The sequence below is a fragment of the Heliorestis convoluta genome, assembly GCF_009649955.1.
GTDB lineage: Bacteria > Bacillota > Desulfitobacteriia > Heliobacteriales > Heliobacteriaceae > Heliorestis > Heliorestis convoluta.
Window position 1 is genome coordinate 1,774,026 of the sequence record NZ_CP045875.1, and the last position, 16,160, is coordinate 1,790,185.

Below are 16,160 nucleotides of genomic sequence, written 5' to 3' on the forward strand. Positions count from 1 at the left end.
GGGGCTGTGAAGACCCATGCATTCTCAACCATCGATTGATCATGAAGCGCAATGGGACAGACTAGAAGAGATGGAGAAAGAGAACGAGCGGATGCTTCACCATCTAACAGAAGATGCGCTGGGCGAATCACTTGGTGAATCGATACAAGAACTGAGCACCTATGACAATCATCCGGCCGATATTGCTACGGAACTCTATGAGCGTGAAAAAGATCTAGGAACACGAGATCGACTCAGTCGAGAACTTGATGAAATCGTTGAGGCGAAGAAGAGAATAACGGAAGGTATTTACGGAATTTGTGAAGATTGTGGAGAGACCATTAACACAGAAAGAATGGAAGCCATGCCTACGGCTACCCTATGTATTCGTTGTCAAAGAGAAGAAGAGTCCCTTCACCCAGACCGCCATCCAAGACCGATTGAAGAAGATGCACCGCCTTACCCCTGGGGAGGCCAGTCTGATCACCTCTATTCCATTGGTGAACATGGTGCGGATCACGATGGAAAGGATCCAGTTATGTACGATGGCGAAGATACCTGGCAAGAGGTGGCTGCCTACGGTTCTTCAGACTCTCCCAGTGATATCGAATTTACACCGGAATACCCCAACATCTATCCAGATCATGGTGAAAGAATCGGTGGCTCTGAAGCCATCGAGATGATTCCTGTAGAAAAAGACAAAGATGGCACCTTCTATCAAGACATGGATGGTTTCGATGATGAAATCGGGCCAAGACCTCTATAAAAAAAGGCACCCTTTCTAGGGGCCTTTTTTTCGAGTTAAACCGCCCCCATGCTTGGTTGGCACAACCCTTTGATGAAAATAGCTACCAAAAGGAATGTCCCTGTGCCATCCCTGCTATGTCCGATTACGTTGGGGTTACTTCATAGAGGGGCCAGGTCATCACGCTTTCCTCCGCTCTGGACTGGTCCCACGCTGTTACCGCCAGCAAGCTGGCGACAGCTGAGGTCCCAAGTCCCGCTGCGGAAAGCGTGATGCCCAGGCCCAGAAGGTTTTTGCTGATTGTTACTTCCGTTGGAATAGCTTGGCGAAAATTTCTTCTATCCGCAACTACCTATTGTATTTGCAATGCAATAGGCCAAAACTCAGTCACAACCAGCAAGATGTATCTGGGTCAGGCGTTATGACTTCCTGGAGAGAGGACTTCAGACCTCAGCCATCGGCAGCTTGCTGCCGCTCATGGCGTGGGATGAGTCCGTTCGGAAGGAAGTCATAACGCCTGACCCCACCACAGAGTAGCTATTTTCGTTGAAAGCGTACTTTGCTTTATCTCAAGAAGGACAAATAAACCATCCCTGTCATGGCATGGACATTACCCCAAAGGCTAATTGTTTTAACAATAGGTTCATGCTATGAAGCGCTCCATTGTGAGGCATTCTATGACCAGACAAGGAGGGAGGTGAAAAAGTAAAATGCCTAATCGTAACAAAGCCGTTTTCCCTGGAGCCCAATCTGCTTTGGATCGCTTCAAGTACGAAGTTGCTTCTGAAATCGGCTTGTCTAACAAGATCCAAACCCAGGGCTGGGAAAACATGACTACCCGCGAAGTTGGCGCCATCGGTGGTTTTATGACCAAGAAGATGGTTCAACTGGCAGAACAACAATTGGCTCAAAACAACGGTGTATCGAGTCAACTCGCTCGTTCTGCTGGTGCCGATGCTAGCCAGGGAGCAGCACAAGAATCAGGCCGATAAGGATGTCATAGAAAGGTCAGCCCTAGGGCTGGCCTTTTATTGATAAAACAGGCTAGTTGCATCTCCCATGATGTCTATGCTAGAATGAGGCAGATTCTCCGCTGGAAGGAGTGTTCTTTTTTTTGAAAAAAGTGCTTCCCCAAAAGATATCGAATCGAAGCTTCTGGAGCATTGTTTTTGTTATCGTCTTTATCGATCAGCTCACAAAGTGGCTGGTACATCAACAGATGACGCTTTATCAGTCGATACCCTTAATCCCCAACATATTCCATCTTACCTATATCCGCAATCCTGGTGCAGCTTTTGGGATGTTAGCTTATCAGAAAAGCTTTTTCATTGTTATAACAATTCTTATTCTATTGGTTATTTTTTATTTCTATCGAAAAATACCACCAGAGCAACCTATTTTTCGACTTGGATTGGCTTTGCAAGGTGCTGGCGCCATCGGTAATTTTATTGACCGATTGAAAGACGGTTATGTAATCGATTTTTTTGACTTTCGACTTTGGCCTGTCTTTAATATTGCCGATATAGCCATTTCGGTAGGCGTTCTCTTGCTTATCTATAGCATTCTTACAATGCCAGACGATGAAAAGCAAAAAACATAAGAAGCGGTGACAATCGTGATAGATGAAAACAACTGGTTACCTGATGAAATAGAAGGCGAAGTCCTTCAAATAGAAGTCACGCCAGAGGAAGCAGGAAGCCGTCTCGATCTCTGGCTTTTTCAAAAAGGCATTGCGCCTTCACGTTCTCATGGACAGATTTGGATACGAGATGAAAGAGTTACTCTCCATGGCAAAGCGCTAAAGGCCAACTATAAAGTGAGATCAGGCGATCAAATTCAAGTTAGCAAATCTTTTCCACAACCCGTTGCCATTGGTCCGGAAGATATTCCAATTTCAATCGTCCATGAAGACGAAGATGTTGTTGTAATCAACAAACCAGCCGGTCTCGTTGTTCATCCTGCAGAAGGTCATCATAGTGGAACACTGGTCAATGCTTTGCTTTACCACATCAAAGACTTATCAGGCATTAATGGCGAGATTCGACCCGGCATCGTTCATCGCATAGACAAAGATACGTCGGGATTGTTGGTGGTTGCTAAAAATGATAAGGCCCATATCGATCTGGCCAACCAGGTCAAAGAACATCGTGTTCAAAGAGATTATCTAGCTTTAGTCCATGGAATCGTACCTGCTGAGACGGGTCGTATTGACGCCCCCATTGGTCGTGATCCCCAAGATCGACAAAAGATGGCAGTGATATCAACGGGGAAAGCAGCGGTGACACACTTTGTTGTCAAAGAGCGATTTCCTGTAGATGCTGGCTTTAGTCTCCTACAGTGTTCTTTAGAAACAGGCCGAACACATCAGATTCGTGTTCACCTCGCCTACATGGGTCACCCTGTTGCAGGTGATCCCAAATACGGCCCCCGCAAAAGCGCTTTTAACTTAAAGGGGCAAGCCTTACATGCTTGGCGACTTCAATTTCAACATCCGCGCAGTCAAGAAATGATGACTTTTGAAGCGGAAGCACCAGAAGTACTTCTAAAACTTTTGGGCAAACTAAGACAAAAGGATTGACAAGATTCGACATGAGACTTACAATAGTTTTAATAACTAGACCATCCTTTAACTCGGTCCTGTGAGGCTGACAAGGTTGGGCATCGTAGAATATAGGATGTTACATTGAATTTCCCTAAGAGGCTAAAAACCTCAGTGGAGAGGTAGCTTTTTTGTAGGGTGAATTCTACCTATAACAACGAAAGCCTGTCTTTGTCGGTGAACGACACAAGGCAGGCTTTTTTGCTGTACTGTTATGCCTTATGTTTGGGGTTTTACTATCTGGAATGGGAACAAGGAGGGTGCGTTCCATGTCTTTACCAGTGAAAGCTCATTTAATGGATTCAGAAGGAATTCGCCGTGCTATAACCCGTATTGCCCATGAGATTGTAGAAAAAAACCAGGGTGTAGAAGAACTTGTTTTTGTAGGAATTCGACGCCGTGGTGTGCCTCTGGCACAGCGTTTACGGGAAAAAATTGCTGATATTGAAGGCTTACAAATTCCGCTAGGTGCACTCGATATTACCCTCTATCGAGACGATCTTACGACTTTGCACGTACAGCCCCTGATCCACAAAACAGAGGTTCCGTTTTCTATCGACGGAAAAATCGTCGTTTTAGTTGATGATGTACTTTATACAGGTCGTACAGTAAGAGCTGCTTTAGATGCCTTGATGGACATAGGTCGACCTCAAGCCATTCAATTGGCTGTGTTAATCGATCGCGGTCATCGGGAGCTTCCAATTCGTGCTGATTTTGTTGGAAAAAATGTACCAACTGCGAAAAAAGAAAACATTTCTGTTCGTCTTCAAGAGATTGATGGAGATGATGTTGTTTCTATTCAGGAGATTTCTTTCTGATGGAAAAAAGAACCTCCCGGCCTGCCAGGAGGTCTTTTTATGACATTTCTGCCTAGGAGTTATAGGAGGCGAAGCATTCAATGAGCTTGCAACGGAAAGATCTACTCGGCTTACGAGGCATGAGTGCCCAAGAAATCACCCATATTTTAGACACAGCACTACCAATGAGAGATGTAATTCAAAGAGATATTAAAAAAGTACCGACCTTACGGGGTAAAACGGTCGTCTGTTTGTTCTATGAAGCTTCGACACGTACGCGCACGTCCTTTGAGCTAGCAGGCAAATACATGAGTGCAGACACAATCAACATTTCTGCCTCAACTTCCTCTGTCGTCAAAGGAGAGTCTTTGATTGACACAGGAAAAACCATCGATGCCATGGGCGCGGACATTATTGTGATCCGCCATGGTGCTTCTGGGGCACCGGCTATGCTAGGAAAGCATGTAAAAGCACGTATTATTAACGCTGGAGATGGTGCTCATGAACATCCCACGCAAGGGCTTCTAGATATGTTAACGATACGAGAAAGAAAAGGAAAGCTAGAAGGGCTTACCGTTACGATTCTCGGCGATATTTTACACTCACGAGTGGCACGCTCTAATATCTGGGGTTTAACAACAATGGGTGCGAAAGTTCGTGTCTGTGGACCTGCCACACTATTGCCACCGGAAATCGAGTCACTCGGCGTAAAAGCCTATACATCGGTAGAAGAAGCCTTAGAAGGTGCCGACGTAGTCAACGTGTTGCGGATGCAATTGGAGAGACAGCAAAAAGGCCTCTTCCCGACGATCCGAGAATATGCTCGACTTTATGCTTTGAATCAAGAACGACTTAAGCGCTGCAAATCCGATGTACTCGTACTGCATCCTGGACCGATGAACCGAGGCATTGAAATTGCCAACGATGTAGCGGACGCTGACTTTGCAGCCATTGAAGAACAAGTCACCAACGGAGTGGCTGTACGGATGGCCATTTTGTACTTGATGATGGGAGGAGGCGCTGCCCATGGCTCTGTACATTAAAAAAGGTCGAGTGATTGACCCCGCCAATGATGTAGATAGAATCAGCGATCTAAAAATTGAAAATGGACAGATTGTAGGTCATGCTCTTGCTTTAGCAGAAGAGGCAACGAAAGACGATGTAGTCATCGATGCAGAAGGAAAGCTTGTTATTCCTGGATTAATCGATCTCCACTGTCATCTACGCGAACCGGGTGGTGAAGCGAAAGAAACGATTGCTACGGGAACTCGTGCAGCAGCGCGAGGCGGCTTTACCGCTGTTGCCGCCATGGCCAATACTACGCCTGTCTGTGATAGTCAAAGCGGAGTAGAATTTTTATTAAAACGCTCGAAAGAAACAGGCCTTGTCCGAGTTTATCCGATTGGTGCGATTACCAAGGGATTACAAGGACAAGAGTTGGCAGAAATGGCTGACATGGCCTCTTGCGGTGCTATCGCTTTTTCCGATGATGGCAAGACCGTTGCTCGCAGCGATATTATGCGCCGAGCTCTTCAGTATTCCCAGATGTGTGAGCGGTTGATCATTTGCCATTGTGAAGATGACGATCTCGTCCACGAAGGGGTAATGAATGAAGGCTACTGGTCTACCTTGCTAGGGCTTAAAGGCATACCTACTGTCGCCGAAGATATCATCGTGGCCCGCGATATTATGTTAGCAGAAGCTACCGGTGCATCGATTCATATTGCCCATGTGTCAACAGCCGGTGCTGTAGAAATCATCAAGCAGGCTAGAGCAAGAGGCGTTGATGTGACAGGTGAAGTTTGCCCTCATCATCTTGCCCTTACCGATGCAGCGGTGGAAGGATTCAACAGTGCTACGAAAGTTAATCCACCCTTGCGGACGGAAAAAGATCGTCAGGCCTTGAAAAAAGGATTGCGTGATGGAACCTTGACGATTTTAGCAACCGATCATGCCCCACATACTACGGAAGAAAAAGCACGTGAATATGCCTACACGCCTTTTGGTATCTCTGGCTTAGAAACAGCCTGGCCCATATACTGGCGTGAGTTAATAGAAGATAAAGTTCTAACGGTAAACGAAATGGTAGCCGCATTAACAGTTCATCCAGCAGCGCGGTGCAACCTTCCGGGTGGCACTTTAGCAGTCGGCGCACCTGCCGATATAACAATCATTGATCCCCAGAGAGAAGAAACTGTCACCCTTGACGGTTGGGCTTCCCAAGGAAAAAACACACCTTTTCTTGGGTGGAAGCTTCGCTCTTGGCCCATCTACACTCTTGTTGGTGGGCGCATTGTGATGAAGAATCGAGAAATTGTTGACGAATTGTAGACTAATGGAGGGCATGGACTTGAAAGGATACTTACTATTAGAAGATGGTTCTATCTGGGAAGGGAAAGCATTCGGAGCAACAGGACAGCAAACCGGTGAAGTCGTCTTCAATACTTCGATGACAGGATACCAGGAAGTGCTCACCGATCCTTCCTACTGTGGTCAAATTGTCGTGATGACTTATCCTTTGATTGGAAACTACGGTGTTAACAAAGATGACTTTCAGTCAAAGAAGCCTTCCTTACGTGGCTTCATCGTAAAAGAGTGGGCCCAAGAACCTTCTAACTGGAGATGTGAACAGCCTATCGATAGCTACTTGCGTCAGGAAGGGATTGTTGCTCTTGCTGAGATTGACACAAGAGCCTTAACTCGTAAAATTCGCAGTCATGGTGCACTGAAAGGTATCATTGTAAGCGGCCAAGAAGAGCTTAACATTCCTGCTCTTTTAGAACAAATAAAAGGTTCCCCCGCTATTTCTGAACAATCACTCGTTGAAGAAGTGACGACAAAAGAAGTCTATACCTTAAAGGGTGATGGCCCTCGTGTCCTAGTTATGGATTTTGGTGCCAAGCAAAGTATCATTTCTTCTCTTTACGAGCGCGGTTGTGAAGTTGTTGTAGTGCCAGCTACCACGTCAGTTGAAGACATAAAAGCATTGGACCCCGATGCAATTATGCTTTCCAACGGGCCGGGAGACCCTATGGCTGTTCCCTATGCCATTGAAACAGTTCGTCAGCTCATTGGATACAAACCCATCTTTGCCATCTGCTTAGGACACCAGATCTTAGCTCTTTCATCGGGTGCCAAAAGCTACAAGTTACCTTTTGGCCATCGTGGTGGTAACCAGCCCGTTAAAGATTTATCAACAGGCCGCATCTATATTACAAGTCAAAACCACGGCTATGTGATTGATCAAGATACACTGCCTGAATACGTAGAAGTGACTCATATTAACATGAATGATAAATCCGTAGAAGGAATTCGCTTTAAGAATGCACCTGCTTTTTCAGTTCAATATCACCCTGAAGCAGGACCAGGACCCGGAGATTGCAACATGCTTTTTGATCAGTTCATAACAATGATTGACGAGAATCGTGAAAGGAAGGCCTAGTATGTCTGACAGAAAAGAATTGCGCAAAGTAATGGTAATTGGCTCTGGCCCTATCGTAATCGGGCAAGCCGCAGAATTTGACTATGCAGGGACACAGGCTTGTCGTGCGCTTAAAGAAGAAGGCTTTGAAGTTATTCTTGTCAACTCCAACCCAGCGACGATTATGACAGATGCCAACATTGCAGATCGGGTCTTCATTGAGCCATTGACACCTGATTTTGTGGAAAGAATCATACGACAAGAAAAACCAGATGGCTTGCTGCCAACACTGGGTGGACAAGTCGGTCTGAACGTAGCACGCATTCTTGCGGAACGAGGTATCCTCGAAGAGCTGAACGTTCGTCTTTTAGGAACACCTTTGTCTGCCATTGAAAAAGCAGAAGATCGAGATCTTTTCAAGCAAATGATGGAAGAAATCGGCGAACCGGTTCCGCAATCAACGATTGTAGAGACCTTAGAAGATGCTGTCGCTTTTGCTGAAGAAGTAGGCTTTCCCTTAATTATCCGACCTGCCTACACCTTAGGTGGGACAGGCGGTGGAATTGCTAGTGATATGGAAGAATTCAAAGCAGTCGCTGTGCGTGGCTTAAAGCATTCTCCGATTAGCCAGATTCTTGTAGAACGCAGTGTAGCAGGTTGGAAAGAAATTGAGTTCGAAGTCATGCGCGACAGTGCTGACAACTGCATCACCATTTGTAGTATGGAAAACGTAGATCCTGTGGGCATTCACACCGGTGATTCTATCGTTGTAGCGCCTACACAAACATTGTCGGATCGAGAATTCCAGATGCTTCGCGCTGCTTCTATTAAGATTATTCGCTCACTAAAAATTGAAGGAGGCTGTAACGTACAGCTGGCCTTACATCCGGACTCTTTCGAATATATCGTCATTGAAGTGAATCCTCGTGTAAGCCGCTCTTCTGCTTTAGCCTCGAAAGCAACGGGATATCCGATAGCCAAAGTGGCGGCTAAAATCGCCATTGGTAAGACCCTTGATGAGATTCCCAATGCAGTTACCGGAAAAACCTACGCTTGCTTTGAACCAACCATCGATTATGTAGTCATGAAAATTCCTCGTTGGCCTTTTGATAAGTTCACAGGTGCTCACCGTCGTCTTGGCACACAGATGAAAGCGACAGGTGAAGTGATGGCCATTGAAAGAAATTTTGAAGCTGCTTTAATGAAAGCCATTCGTTCTTTAGAAATGGGTGTTGAAGGTCTCTATCAGAAAGGGTGGGACAAGCTTTCTGATGAAGATCTTACGAAAGCTCTCGTCGAAGCCGACGACCGTCGTTTGTTTGTCCTAGGCGAAGCTTTCCGTCGTGGTTGGACCGTTGCAAAAATCAACGAGATTACGGCGATAGATTTCTTCTTCCTCCACAAAATCAAAAATATTGTCACCATGGAAAATGAGTTAGCCACATATAAAGGCCAAACGGTAGAAGCCATTCCTCTAGACCTATTAACCAAAGCGAAAAAGATGGGCTTTGCCGATGCTGATCTGGCTCGAATTGTAGCTATCGACGAAGTAACGATTCGACAATATCGCCTGAATGAGAAGATTCAACCGGTCTATAAAATGGTTGATACTTGCGCCGCTGAGTTTGAAGCTGAAACGCCTTACTTCTACTCTAGCTATGAGAAAGAAGACGAAGCAAACGTTACGGACCGCCCCAAAGTGGTTGTACTTGGGTCTGGCCCCATTCGTATCGGTCAAGGTGTTGAGTTCGACTACTGCTCCGTTCATTCTCTCTGGGCCATTGCTGAAAGAGGTTACGAATCAATTATTATTAATAACAACCCAGAAACGGTATCTACCGATTTCGATACAGCAGACCGCCTCTACTTCGAACCACTTCTCCCTGAAGATGTGATTCACATCTTGAACAAAGAAAAGCCTGAAGGTGTAATTGTACAGTTTGGTGGACAAACAGCCATTAACCTAGCAGCACCACTGGCTGAAGCAGGCTATAAGATTTTAGGGACATCTGTCGATGATATTGACCGTGCCGAAGACCGCGATCGCTTTGACCAAGTCTTGACGGAACTGGACATTGCAAAACCACCGGGAAAAACAGCTACATCTGTTGAAGGTGCCTTGGCTGTGGCCCGAGAAGTCGGTTATCCTGTACTTGTTCGTCCTTCTTATGTACTTGGCGGTCGAGCCATGGAAATCGTCTATAATGACGATGAACTGGTTGGCTATATGACAACAGCTGTAGAAGTGAATCCCAAGCATCCTGTGCTTGTAGACAAATACATGATTGGAAAAGAAATCGAAGTTGATGCCATTGCCGATGGCGAAAGAGTGCTCATTCCTGGCATTATGGAACATGTCGAAAGAGCGGGCGTTCACTCCGGAGACTCTATCGCCGTCTATCCAGCGAACAACCTTTCCGAAAGAATTATTAATACAATTGTTGACTATACAACCAAGCTCGCTTTACACCTTAACGTTAGAGGCGTCTTGAACATTCAATATGTTCTCCATGACGATCAAGTCTATGTAATTGAAGTGAACCCCCGTTCTAGCCGTACAGTGCCTTATCTATCGAAAATTACCAATATTCCTATGATTAACATTGCGACGCGCATTATATTAGGCGAGACACTGGCGCAACAGGGTTATGAAGGCGGACTTGTACCACCACCACCTTACGTAGCTGTTAAAGTGCCTGTCTTCTCCTTCGGAAAATTGGTTGACGTTGAAACTTCCCTTGGACCTGAAATGAAGTCTACCGGGGAAGTGATGGGTGTCGATGCCAACTTCCACAAAGCTTTTTACAAAGCTTTAGTCGGTGGCGGCATGGACATTCCAGAGAGTGGCACTGTTTTGGCGACCGTTGCTGATAAAGACAAAGATGAAGCTATCGCCATCCTCAAAGAATTCCACGAACTCGGATTCCCTATCATCGCTACAGGCGGTACAGCAGAGGCTCTTCAAAAAGCTGGCGTACCTGTACAAGCTGTCAACAAGATTGGCGAAGGTTCACCCCATATTATTGACTTGATCAAAGAAGATAAGATTCAGCTCATTATCAACACCATGACAAGAGGAAAAGAACCGCAAAGAGACGGCTTTAAGATTCGCCGTGCTGCGGTAGAGCATTCCATTCCTTGCTTAACTTCTTTAGATACAACTTCTGTTCTGTTACAAACGCTAAAGGAAATCCGCAAAGGCAATGATTTTGATATGATTCCTCTGCAAGAATATTTGGCTCAATAGGAAAGGCGGCGATTGGATGCAGCCTCTAATCCATCAAGCCACTGTGCTGAACCATATAGAAGTAAAAAAAGATATTTTTCGAATTCAACTCGTAGCACCTGAGCTGGCTCGCCGTTCTCGGCCGGGCCAGTTCCTCCAAGTTCGAGTTAGTGCTACTTACGATCCCTTGCTCCCTCGTCCCATTAGCCTTCATCATATTGATCCCCATGAAGGTACTGTTACTTTACTCTATCATCGGGTAGGAAGAGGAACAGCCCTCCTTGCACAGTGCAAAGCTGGTGAAAAGATAGAGATCTGGGGTCCTTTGGGGCGTGGTTGGTCTTTACCTGGCGATAAGAACGTGCCTGCTCAATCGGTTGTTCCGATTTATGTGGCTGGTGGAATTGGAATTGCCCCACTTTTACCATTAGCAGAAGCTTGGTCCTCTGTAGGCAATCCTGGTATTTTGCTTTGTGGTGGACGTTGTGAAGAACAATTGGTTGCTGTCGATGATTTTAGAACAAGAGGTGTTTTCGTCGATCTGGCGACAGAAGATGGCTCTTGCGGTCACTATGGTCGAGTGACGGACCTATTCGATACCCTTCCTCTGCAAGGGCGCCAACCAATTCTATATACTTGTGGACCCATGGGAATGCTTAAAGCAATTCATGAACTGGCTACAGATAAAGGATGGCTTTGCCAAGTATCCCTAGAAGAGCGAATGGGCTGTGGTCTTGGTGCTTGTCTTTCCTGTGTCTGTAAGACAAAAGCAGAACAAGAAGGCAAAGTATGGACTCATAGCAAAATATGTACGGACGGCCCCGTCTTCTGGAGCAAAGAGGTGATCTGGGATGGCTGATCTAGCTGTAAATCTTGGCGGCCTAGCCATGAAAAATCCTGTAACAACGGCTTCAGGGACTTTCGGCTTTGGTGTTGAATTTGAGCCTTTTGTAGATTTGCGTCGCTTAGGTGCAATTGTGGTAAAAGGAACCACTTTAGAAGGGCGAGAAGGCAACGCCACACCGCGTATGGCTGAAACAGCAGCCGGAATGCTCAATGCCATAGGCTTGCAGAATCCTGGTATTGAAGCTTTTATTAAAAATCACTTGCCTCCTTTAGAGCCTCTTGGAACACCTGTTATTGTCAATATCAGCGGAAACACACTAGAAGAGTATGGAGATCTTACTGCAATTATTGACCAATGTGCAGGCATTGCAGCCATTGAAGTCAACATCTCTTGCCCCAATGTGAAGCAAGGTGGCATTCAGTTCGGAACTTCCCCTTGTATGGCTGCTGATGTGACAAAAATGGTACGAAAGCATACCAATAAGCCTGTCATCGTGAAGCTTTCGCCGAATGTCACCGATATTACAGAAATGGCGAGAGCTGTGGAAGATGCCGGTGCTGATGCAGTGGCCTTAATTAACACTCTCTTAGGTATGGCCATTGATGTGGAACGAAGACGACCTCAGTTGGCCAATACCTTTGGTGGTCTGTCGGGACCTGCTGTGAAGCCAGTGGCTTTACGAATGGTTTATCAAGTTTACAAAGCTGTATCTCTTCCTATCTTAGGGATGGGTGGCATTATGTCCTCGCGAGATGCCCTTGAATTTATCATGGCTGGTGCTACTGCTGTCGCTGTTGGTACAGCCAACTTTACCAACCCGCGAGCTACAATGGATATTGTGGAAGGAATTGAATCTTTTTGTGAGAGAGAAGGCCTCTCCTCTATCCAAGAATTAATTGGAGCGGCCCATACGTAACAAGGGAATATGACTATGACTGCGTAGAGCCCCCATAATCGATGGATTTATGGGGGCTTTTTTCCGTTTCTAAATAAAAAAAACCTCCCTGTGTCAGGGAGGTAGATTCGTACCGTAAAAAGGCGAAGTAAGGAGTGTAGACTTTACGCCAAGGCTTTCTTGCCCGAAGGCTCTTCAACAGGTGCTTTTAGCATGATAGAGAGGACTGTTGCAACGGCAGCCAAGGCTGCTGCAACAATGTATGCAACGGTGTAGGTGCCTGTAGAATCGACCATATAGCCAGCTAACATAGGACCGAAGACACCACCAACACCCCAACCAGTGAAAACAACACCATAGTTGGTACCAAGGTTTTTCGTTCCATAGTAGTCTGCTGTTGTAGCAGGCACTAGAGCAATGGATGCACCATAGGCAAAACCAACAACAATGAGAGCTGCAGCAATCATGTAGGGGGAGTCTAAGAAGTTAAGTACTCCTAAGACAATAGCAGCAGGTGCGAAAACAAAGGTCATCGTTTTGGTTCGACCTAATTTATCAGATAAAGCACCAGACATTAAGCGACCGCCTGCATTGGCAATTGCAAGAATAGCGACAAGGATAAAGCCCCAGTTAGCGCCACTTAGACTCATAATTTTCGCAGCATGACCAATTACCATTAAGCCAGACATGGCAATGCACGCAAATATAAACCAGAGATAGTAGAATTGAGGGGTTCGAGTCATTTCGCTAACACTGTACTGGCGGGCCTGCGCTGTGACAGCAGATGCGCCGGCACCAGGACTTGTACTTTCTTGTGCTGGTGGAGGAACAAGAAATTGAGCGAGTAGTACACTAACAACGGTAAAAGCAATACCAAGAATTAAGAATGATTGCTGGATACCATAGGTATTTAACAGGTATGATGCCAATGGAGAAGCGTAGACAGCAGCTCCACCAAAACCTGTAACAACAATTCCTGTAATTAAGCCTTTCTTCTCTGGTGGGAACCATTTAATGGCTGCAGGCGTAGCAGCAGCATAGGCCAAACCAATCCCTGAACCAGTTAAAATTCCGAAAGAGAGCATAACCATTGTTGGTGAGGGATAGAGACTGGCAATGATCAATCCGATACCACAAAGAGCACCACCTACGGTCGCTACAATGCGAGCTCCATAACGGTCTTGCATACGACCGGCAGGCCACATCAACAAGGCAAACATAGCAATGGCCAAGGTGTAAGGCAGCGTGGCCTCTGTGTTTGTCCATTGCAGCTTCTCGGTCAGTTCTTTGGCGAAAACACTCCAAGTATATAGGATACCGAGTGTAAGGTTAATCCCAAATCCAGCTAATACGACTAACCAGCCACGATATGATGAATTCATTAGTTTCCTCCTTCATTGTTGCAACGGAGCACATCAATATGTTTTTGATAACATATTGAACGATCGAGCTTCTACAGCCATTGGTACATACGTTGCTTTCAGCGTTCTTGTTCTAAACTGCGAAAAAATGTTTTTAAAATGAAGACCCCATAACATGGCTGATAGCCCGAAGAAATTTTTATTTTTCTCTAGTTTTCCTTTGCGATTCTCTGTCTATGTTCTTGCTAACATTTTCCCTCCCTCGCCATAACCGTTTAACATTGTATAGGATCTGACAGAAAAGAACAAGTATTTACAAAAAATTTACGTAATTAAGATATTACACATTTTTTTGAACTTTCAAGTATATCACTGTTATCTTTGGAATGAGCCTTCTACAATGCTTTGAGGGTTAACCCAAAGGGTCTGTTGATGATCATAGATGACAAAGCCTGGCTTGGCACCTGTTGGCTTGCGTACATAACGACGTTCCGTATAATCGACAGGCACTTTTGCACTTTGACGACCTTGGCTATAGTAGGCTGCGTAGGTGGCTGCTTTTTCAAGAACAGATAAGGGTATTTCTCTACCATCACGTCGTGGAATGAGCACGTGAGCGCCTGGTATATCTTTGGTGTGTAACCACAGGTCTTTATCTCGTGCTACTTTCATCGTTAGGTAGTCGTTTTGACGATTGTTGCGCCCTACCAAAATGGTCCAGCCTTCGGGATGAAGAATTGTCAGTGGTTCTGGAAGTGGGGCTGCTTTTTTGTCCTTTTGTCCTTTTTTCTTGTTTGAATGCTTTTTGGTACTTTTTTGTTCCTTTTCTCTCGGTAAGTAGCCTTCTTGAATTAGTTCTTGCTTGATTTCGAAAAGATCTTCTATTGTTTCACTTTGTTCTAATGTGGTCAGTACGGAACTAACATAGCGAAGATCGTCTTTTGTTTTTGTGAGCTGTTCTGTTGCTTGGAGGACTGTTGCCGTTGCTTTGTTATAACGGCTGTAAAAGGTTTGGGCATTTTCTGTCGCTGAAAGAGCGGGATCTAGGATAATGGTGTGACTTACTTCGGGCTTTTCTAGATCGGTGGCTACGAAAACTTCTTCACCACCTTGTAGCTTGTACAAGTTGGTAAAGATAAGATCGCCCCAGGTACGACAGATTAGATCTTTTTTTGCTTCTTCAATATCTTGTTCTTGGCTTTTTTGCTTTCGTTGTAGCTTATCCCACTCGGCGGCAACTTTTTTTTGAAGGCTTTGACGAAAGATATTTCTTTTTTCTAGATCTACTTTGCCCAGATAAAAGCCATCTACTGTTTCATTAAGGCTCCCTTTTTCTTCTTCATATACTTTGCTGAGATGATGAAGGGGCCAGGGAGAGAAAGTTTTTAAGGTTTCTCCTTCTCTGTATATCTTGCCTTTAATATCTTTTTCTTCAAAAATTTGCAGTAACTCTTGCAAAGCGATAATGATACGACGAAACTCATAGTTGCCGCAATGGCCTACTTTGATTTGCTCATCCAATTCAGCACGATAACAAATTTCTCGGGCTGTTTCTGGACTTAAGCCTGCGACATTTTCTTGCAGGCTTTTTTGTACCTTTTTATCGCCGTCTTTATAAAGAATTTGGGCTAGCTCTTCATCGGTTAAAGGATGGGGTGCTACTTTGTTTTGTGCTGGTGGTAAAAGGTACTGACGCCCTGGTAAAACTTCGCGATGGCGACTGATGGCATGGCTATATCGTCGTACGCCATCAACGATTTGTCCTGTTTTTTTATCCAGTAGAATCAGGTTCGAGTGACGGCCCATGATCTCTAGAATTAGTTTTTTCTCTGTTCGGCCTCCTAACTCGTCTTTGCCCTCTATGGTGATCATTACAATTCGTTCCCAAGGGATTTGCTCGATCTTTTGTATGCGTCCTCCTTCAAGATGCTTGCGTAATACCATGCAAAAAAGAGGTGGTTGCGCTGGATTTGCTTTGTTCACTTTGGTGAGGTGTAATCGAGCCGTCATCGCATGGGCCGATAGCAACAAACGCCAATTCTTGCTACCAGTTCTTCCTATAAGATGAACTTCTTCTGGTTCAGGTTGAACAATCCGATCAATTCGCCCTGACGGAAGGAGATCTTCCAATTCTTGAATAAGGGCCTGTAATGTGATTCCATCTAAAGCCACCTTGTTTATCCTCCTTTTAAGTCACTTGATCATACCATGGTCTCTTTGGTAGGAGCAATTGAGAAATTGTATTGTTATAACTTCCTTTATTCGAGGGACTTCTCACTGGACACTATGC

13 protein-coding genes are annotated in these 16,160 nt (G+C 45.2%); 11 read left to right on the plus strand and 2 right to left on the minus strand.

Annotated elements, in window-relative coordinates; all coding sequences use genetic code 11:
* The first annotated feature begins 16 nt into the window (after positions 1 to 16).
* The 11 genes from FTV88_RS08490 to FTV88_RS08540 all read left to right on the plus strand — a co-directional run bounded on the left by FTV88_RS08490 (position 17) and on the right by FTV88_RS08540 (position 12,530).
* Positions 17 to 745: a TraR/DksA C4-type zinc finger protein gene (locus FTV88_RS08490; protein ID WP_153725239.1), complete on the plus strand. Its 729-nt coding sequence runs from the start codon at positions 17 to 19 to the stop codon at positions 743 to 745.
* Between the two features lie 689 nt (positions 746 to 1,434).
* Positions 1,435 to 1,716, plus strand: coding sequence for an alpha/beta-type small acid-soluble spore protein (locus tag FTV88_RS08495; protein WP_153725240.1), 282 nt, complete (start codon positions 1,435 to 1,437; stop codon positions 1,714 to 1,716).
* 131 nt (positions 1,717 to 1,847) lie between these two features.
* Positions 1,848 to 2,324, plus strand: a complete 477-nt coding sequence (lspA, locus tag FTV88_RS08500) for a signal peptidase II (RefSeq protein WP_207707950.1) — start codon at positions 1,848 to 1,850, stop codon at positions 2,322 to 2,324.
* Positions 2,325 to 2,339: 15 nt separating this feature from the next.
* Complete coding sequence (locus FTV88_RS08505; protein WP_243137063.1) at positions 2,340 to 3,302, plus strand: RluA family pseudouridine synthase; 963 nt, start codon at positions 2,340 to 2,342, stop codon at positions 3,300 to 3,302.
* 290 nt (positions 3,303 to 3,592) lie between these two features.
* Positions 3,593 to 4,141: a bifunctional pyr operon transcriptional regulator/uracil phosphoribosyltransferase PyrR gene (gene pyrR, locus FTV88_RS08510; protein ID WP_153725241.1), complete on the plus strand. Its 549-nt coding sequence runs from the start codon at positions 3,593 to 3,595 to the stop codon at positions 4,139 to 4,141.
* Positions 4,142 to 4,221: 80 nt separating this feature from the next.
* Positions 4,222 to 5,163, plus strand: coding sequence for an aspartate carbamoyltransferase catalytic subunit (locus tag FTV88_RS08515; RefSeq protein WP_153725242.1), 942 nt, complete (start codon positions 4,222 to 4,224; stop codon positions 5,161 to 5,163).
* Positions 5,147 to 6,451, plus strand: coding sequence for a dihydroorotase (locus FTV88_RS08520; protein ID WP_153725243.1), 1,305 nt, complete (start codon positions 5,147 to 5,149; stop codon positions 6,449 to 6,451). The genes FTV88_RS08515 and FTV88_RS08520 overlap by 17 nt, the downstream gene beginning before the upstream one ends.
* 19 nt (positions 6,452 to 6,470) lie before the next feature.
* The gene (gene carA, locus FTV88_RS08525) at positions 6,471 to 7,562 is read left to right on the plus strand and encodes a glutamine-hydrolyzing carbamoyl-phosphate synthase small subunit (RefSeq protein ID WP_153725244.1); all 1,092 of its coding nucleotides are present in this window, start codon (positions 6,471 to 6,473) and stop codon (positions 7,560 to 7,562) included.
* Position 7,563: 1 nt separating this feature from the next.
* Positions 7,564 to 10,788 (plus strand): carbamoyl-phosphate synthase large subunit, encoded by a 3,225-nt coding sequence (gene carB, locus FTV88_RS08530; RefSeq protein ID WP_153725245.1) that lies wholly within the window; start codon positions 7,564 to 7,566, stop codon positions 10,786 to 10,788.
* A 16-nt stretch (positions 10,789 to 10,804) separates the two neighbouring features.
* On the plus strand, positions 10,805 to 11,626 hold the full coding sequence (locus FTV88_RS08535) for a dihydroorotate dehydrogenase electron transfer subunit (RefSeq protein WP_153725246.1): 822 nt from the start codon (positions 10,805 to 10,807) through the stop codon (positions 11,624 to 11,626).
* Entirely contained in the window at positions 11,619 to 12,530 is a 912-nt protein-coding gene (locus FTV88_RS08540) for a dihydroorotate dehydrogenase (protein ID WP_153725247.1), read from the plus strand. The genes FTV88_RS08535 and FTV88_RS08540 overlap by 8 nt, the downstream gene beginning before the upstream one ends.
* Positions 12,531 to 12,673: 143 nt before the next feature.
* Here the strand turns inward: FTV88_RS08540 and FTV88_RS08545 are convergent, their stop codons facing one another.
* Together FTV88_RS08545 and FTV88_RS08550 are read right to left on the minus strand one after the other, a co-directional pair.
* Positions 12,674 to 13,891 (minus strand): L-lactate MFS transporter, encoded by a 1,218-nt coding sequence (locus FTV88_RS08545; protein ID WP_153725248.1) that lies wholly within the window; start codon positions 13,889 to 13,891, stop codon positions 12,674 to 12,676.
* A 354-nt stretch (positions 13,892 to 14,245) separates the two neighbouring features.
* A complete protein-coding gene (locus tag FTV88_RS08550; protein ID WP_153725249.1) occupies positions 14,246 to 16,042 on the minus strand; it encodes an Rqc2 family fibronectin-binding protein in 1,797 nt (598 codons plus the stop codon).
* Positions 16,043 to 16,160: the final 118 nt, after the last annotated feature.

Coding starts and splice junctions, on each gene's coding strand:
- FTV88_RS08520 (WP_153725243.1), top strand. CDS start 5,147: ATGGCTCTGTACATTAAAAAAGGTCGAGTGATTGACCCCGCCAATGAT.
- FTV88_RS08540 (WP_153725247.1), top strand. CDS start 11,619: ATGGCTGATCTAGCTGTAAATCTTGGCGGCCTAGCCATGAAAAATCCT.
- FTV88_RS08490 (WP_153725239.1), top strand. CDS start 17: ATGCATTCTCAACCATCGATTGATCATGAAGCGCAATGGGACAGACTA.
- FTV88_RS08545 (WP_153725248.1), bottom strand. CDS start 13,891: ATGAATTCATCATATCGTGGCTGGTTAGTCGTATTAGCTGGATTTGGG.
- FTV88_RS08515 (WP_153725242.1), top strand. CDS start 4,222: ATGAGCTTGCAACGGAAAGATCTACTCGGCTTACGAGGCATGAGTGCC.
- FTV88_RS08495 (WP_153725240.1), top strand. CDS start 1,435: ATGCCTAATCGTAACAAAGCCGTTTTCCCTGGAGCCCAATCTGCTTTG.
- FTV88_RS08535 (WP_153725246.1), top strand. CDS start 10,805: ATGCAGCCTCTAATCCATCAAGCCACTGTGCTGAACCATATAGAAGTA.
- carB (WP_153725245.1), top strand. CDS start 7,564: ATGTCTGACAGAAAAGAATTGCGCAAAGTAATGGTAATTGGCTCTGGC.
- pyrR (WP_153725241.1), top strand. CDS start 3,593: ATGTCTTTACCAGTGAAAGCTCATTTAATGGATTCAGAAGGAATTCGC.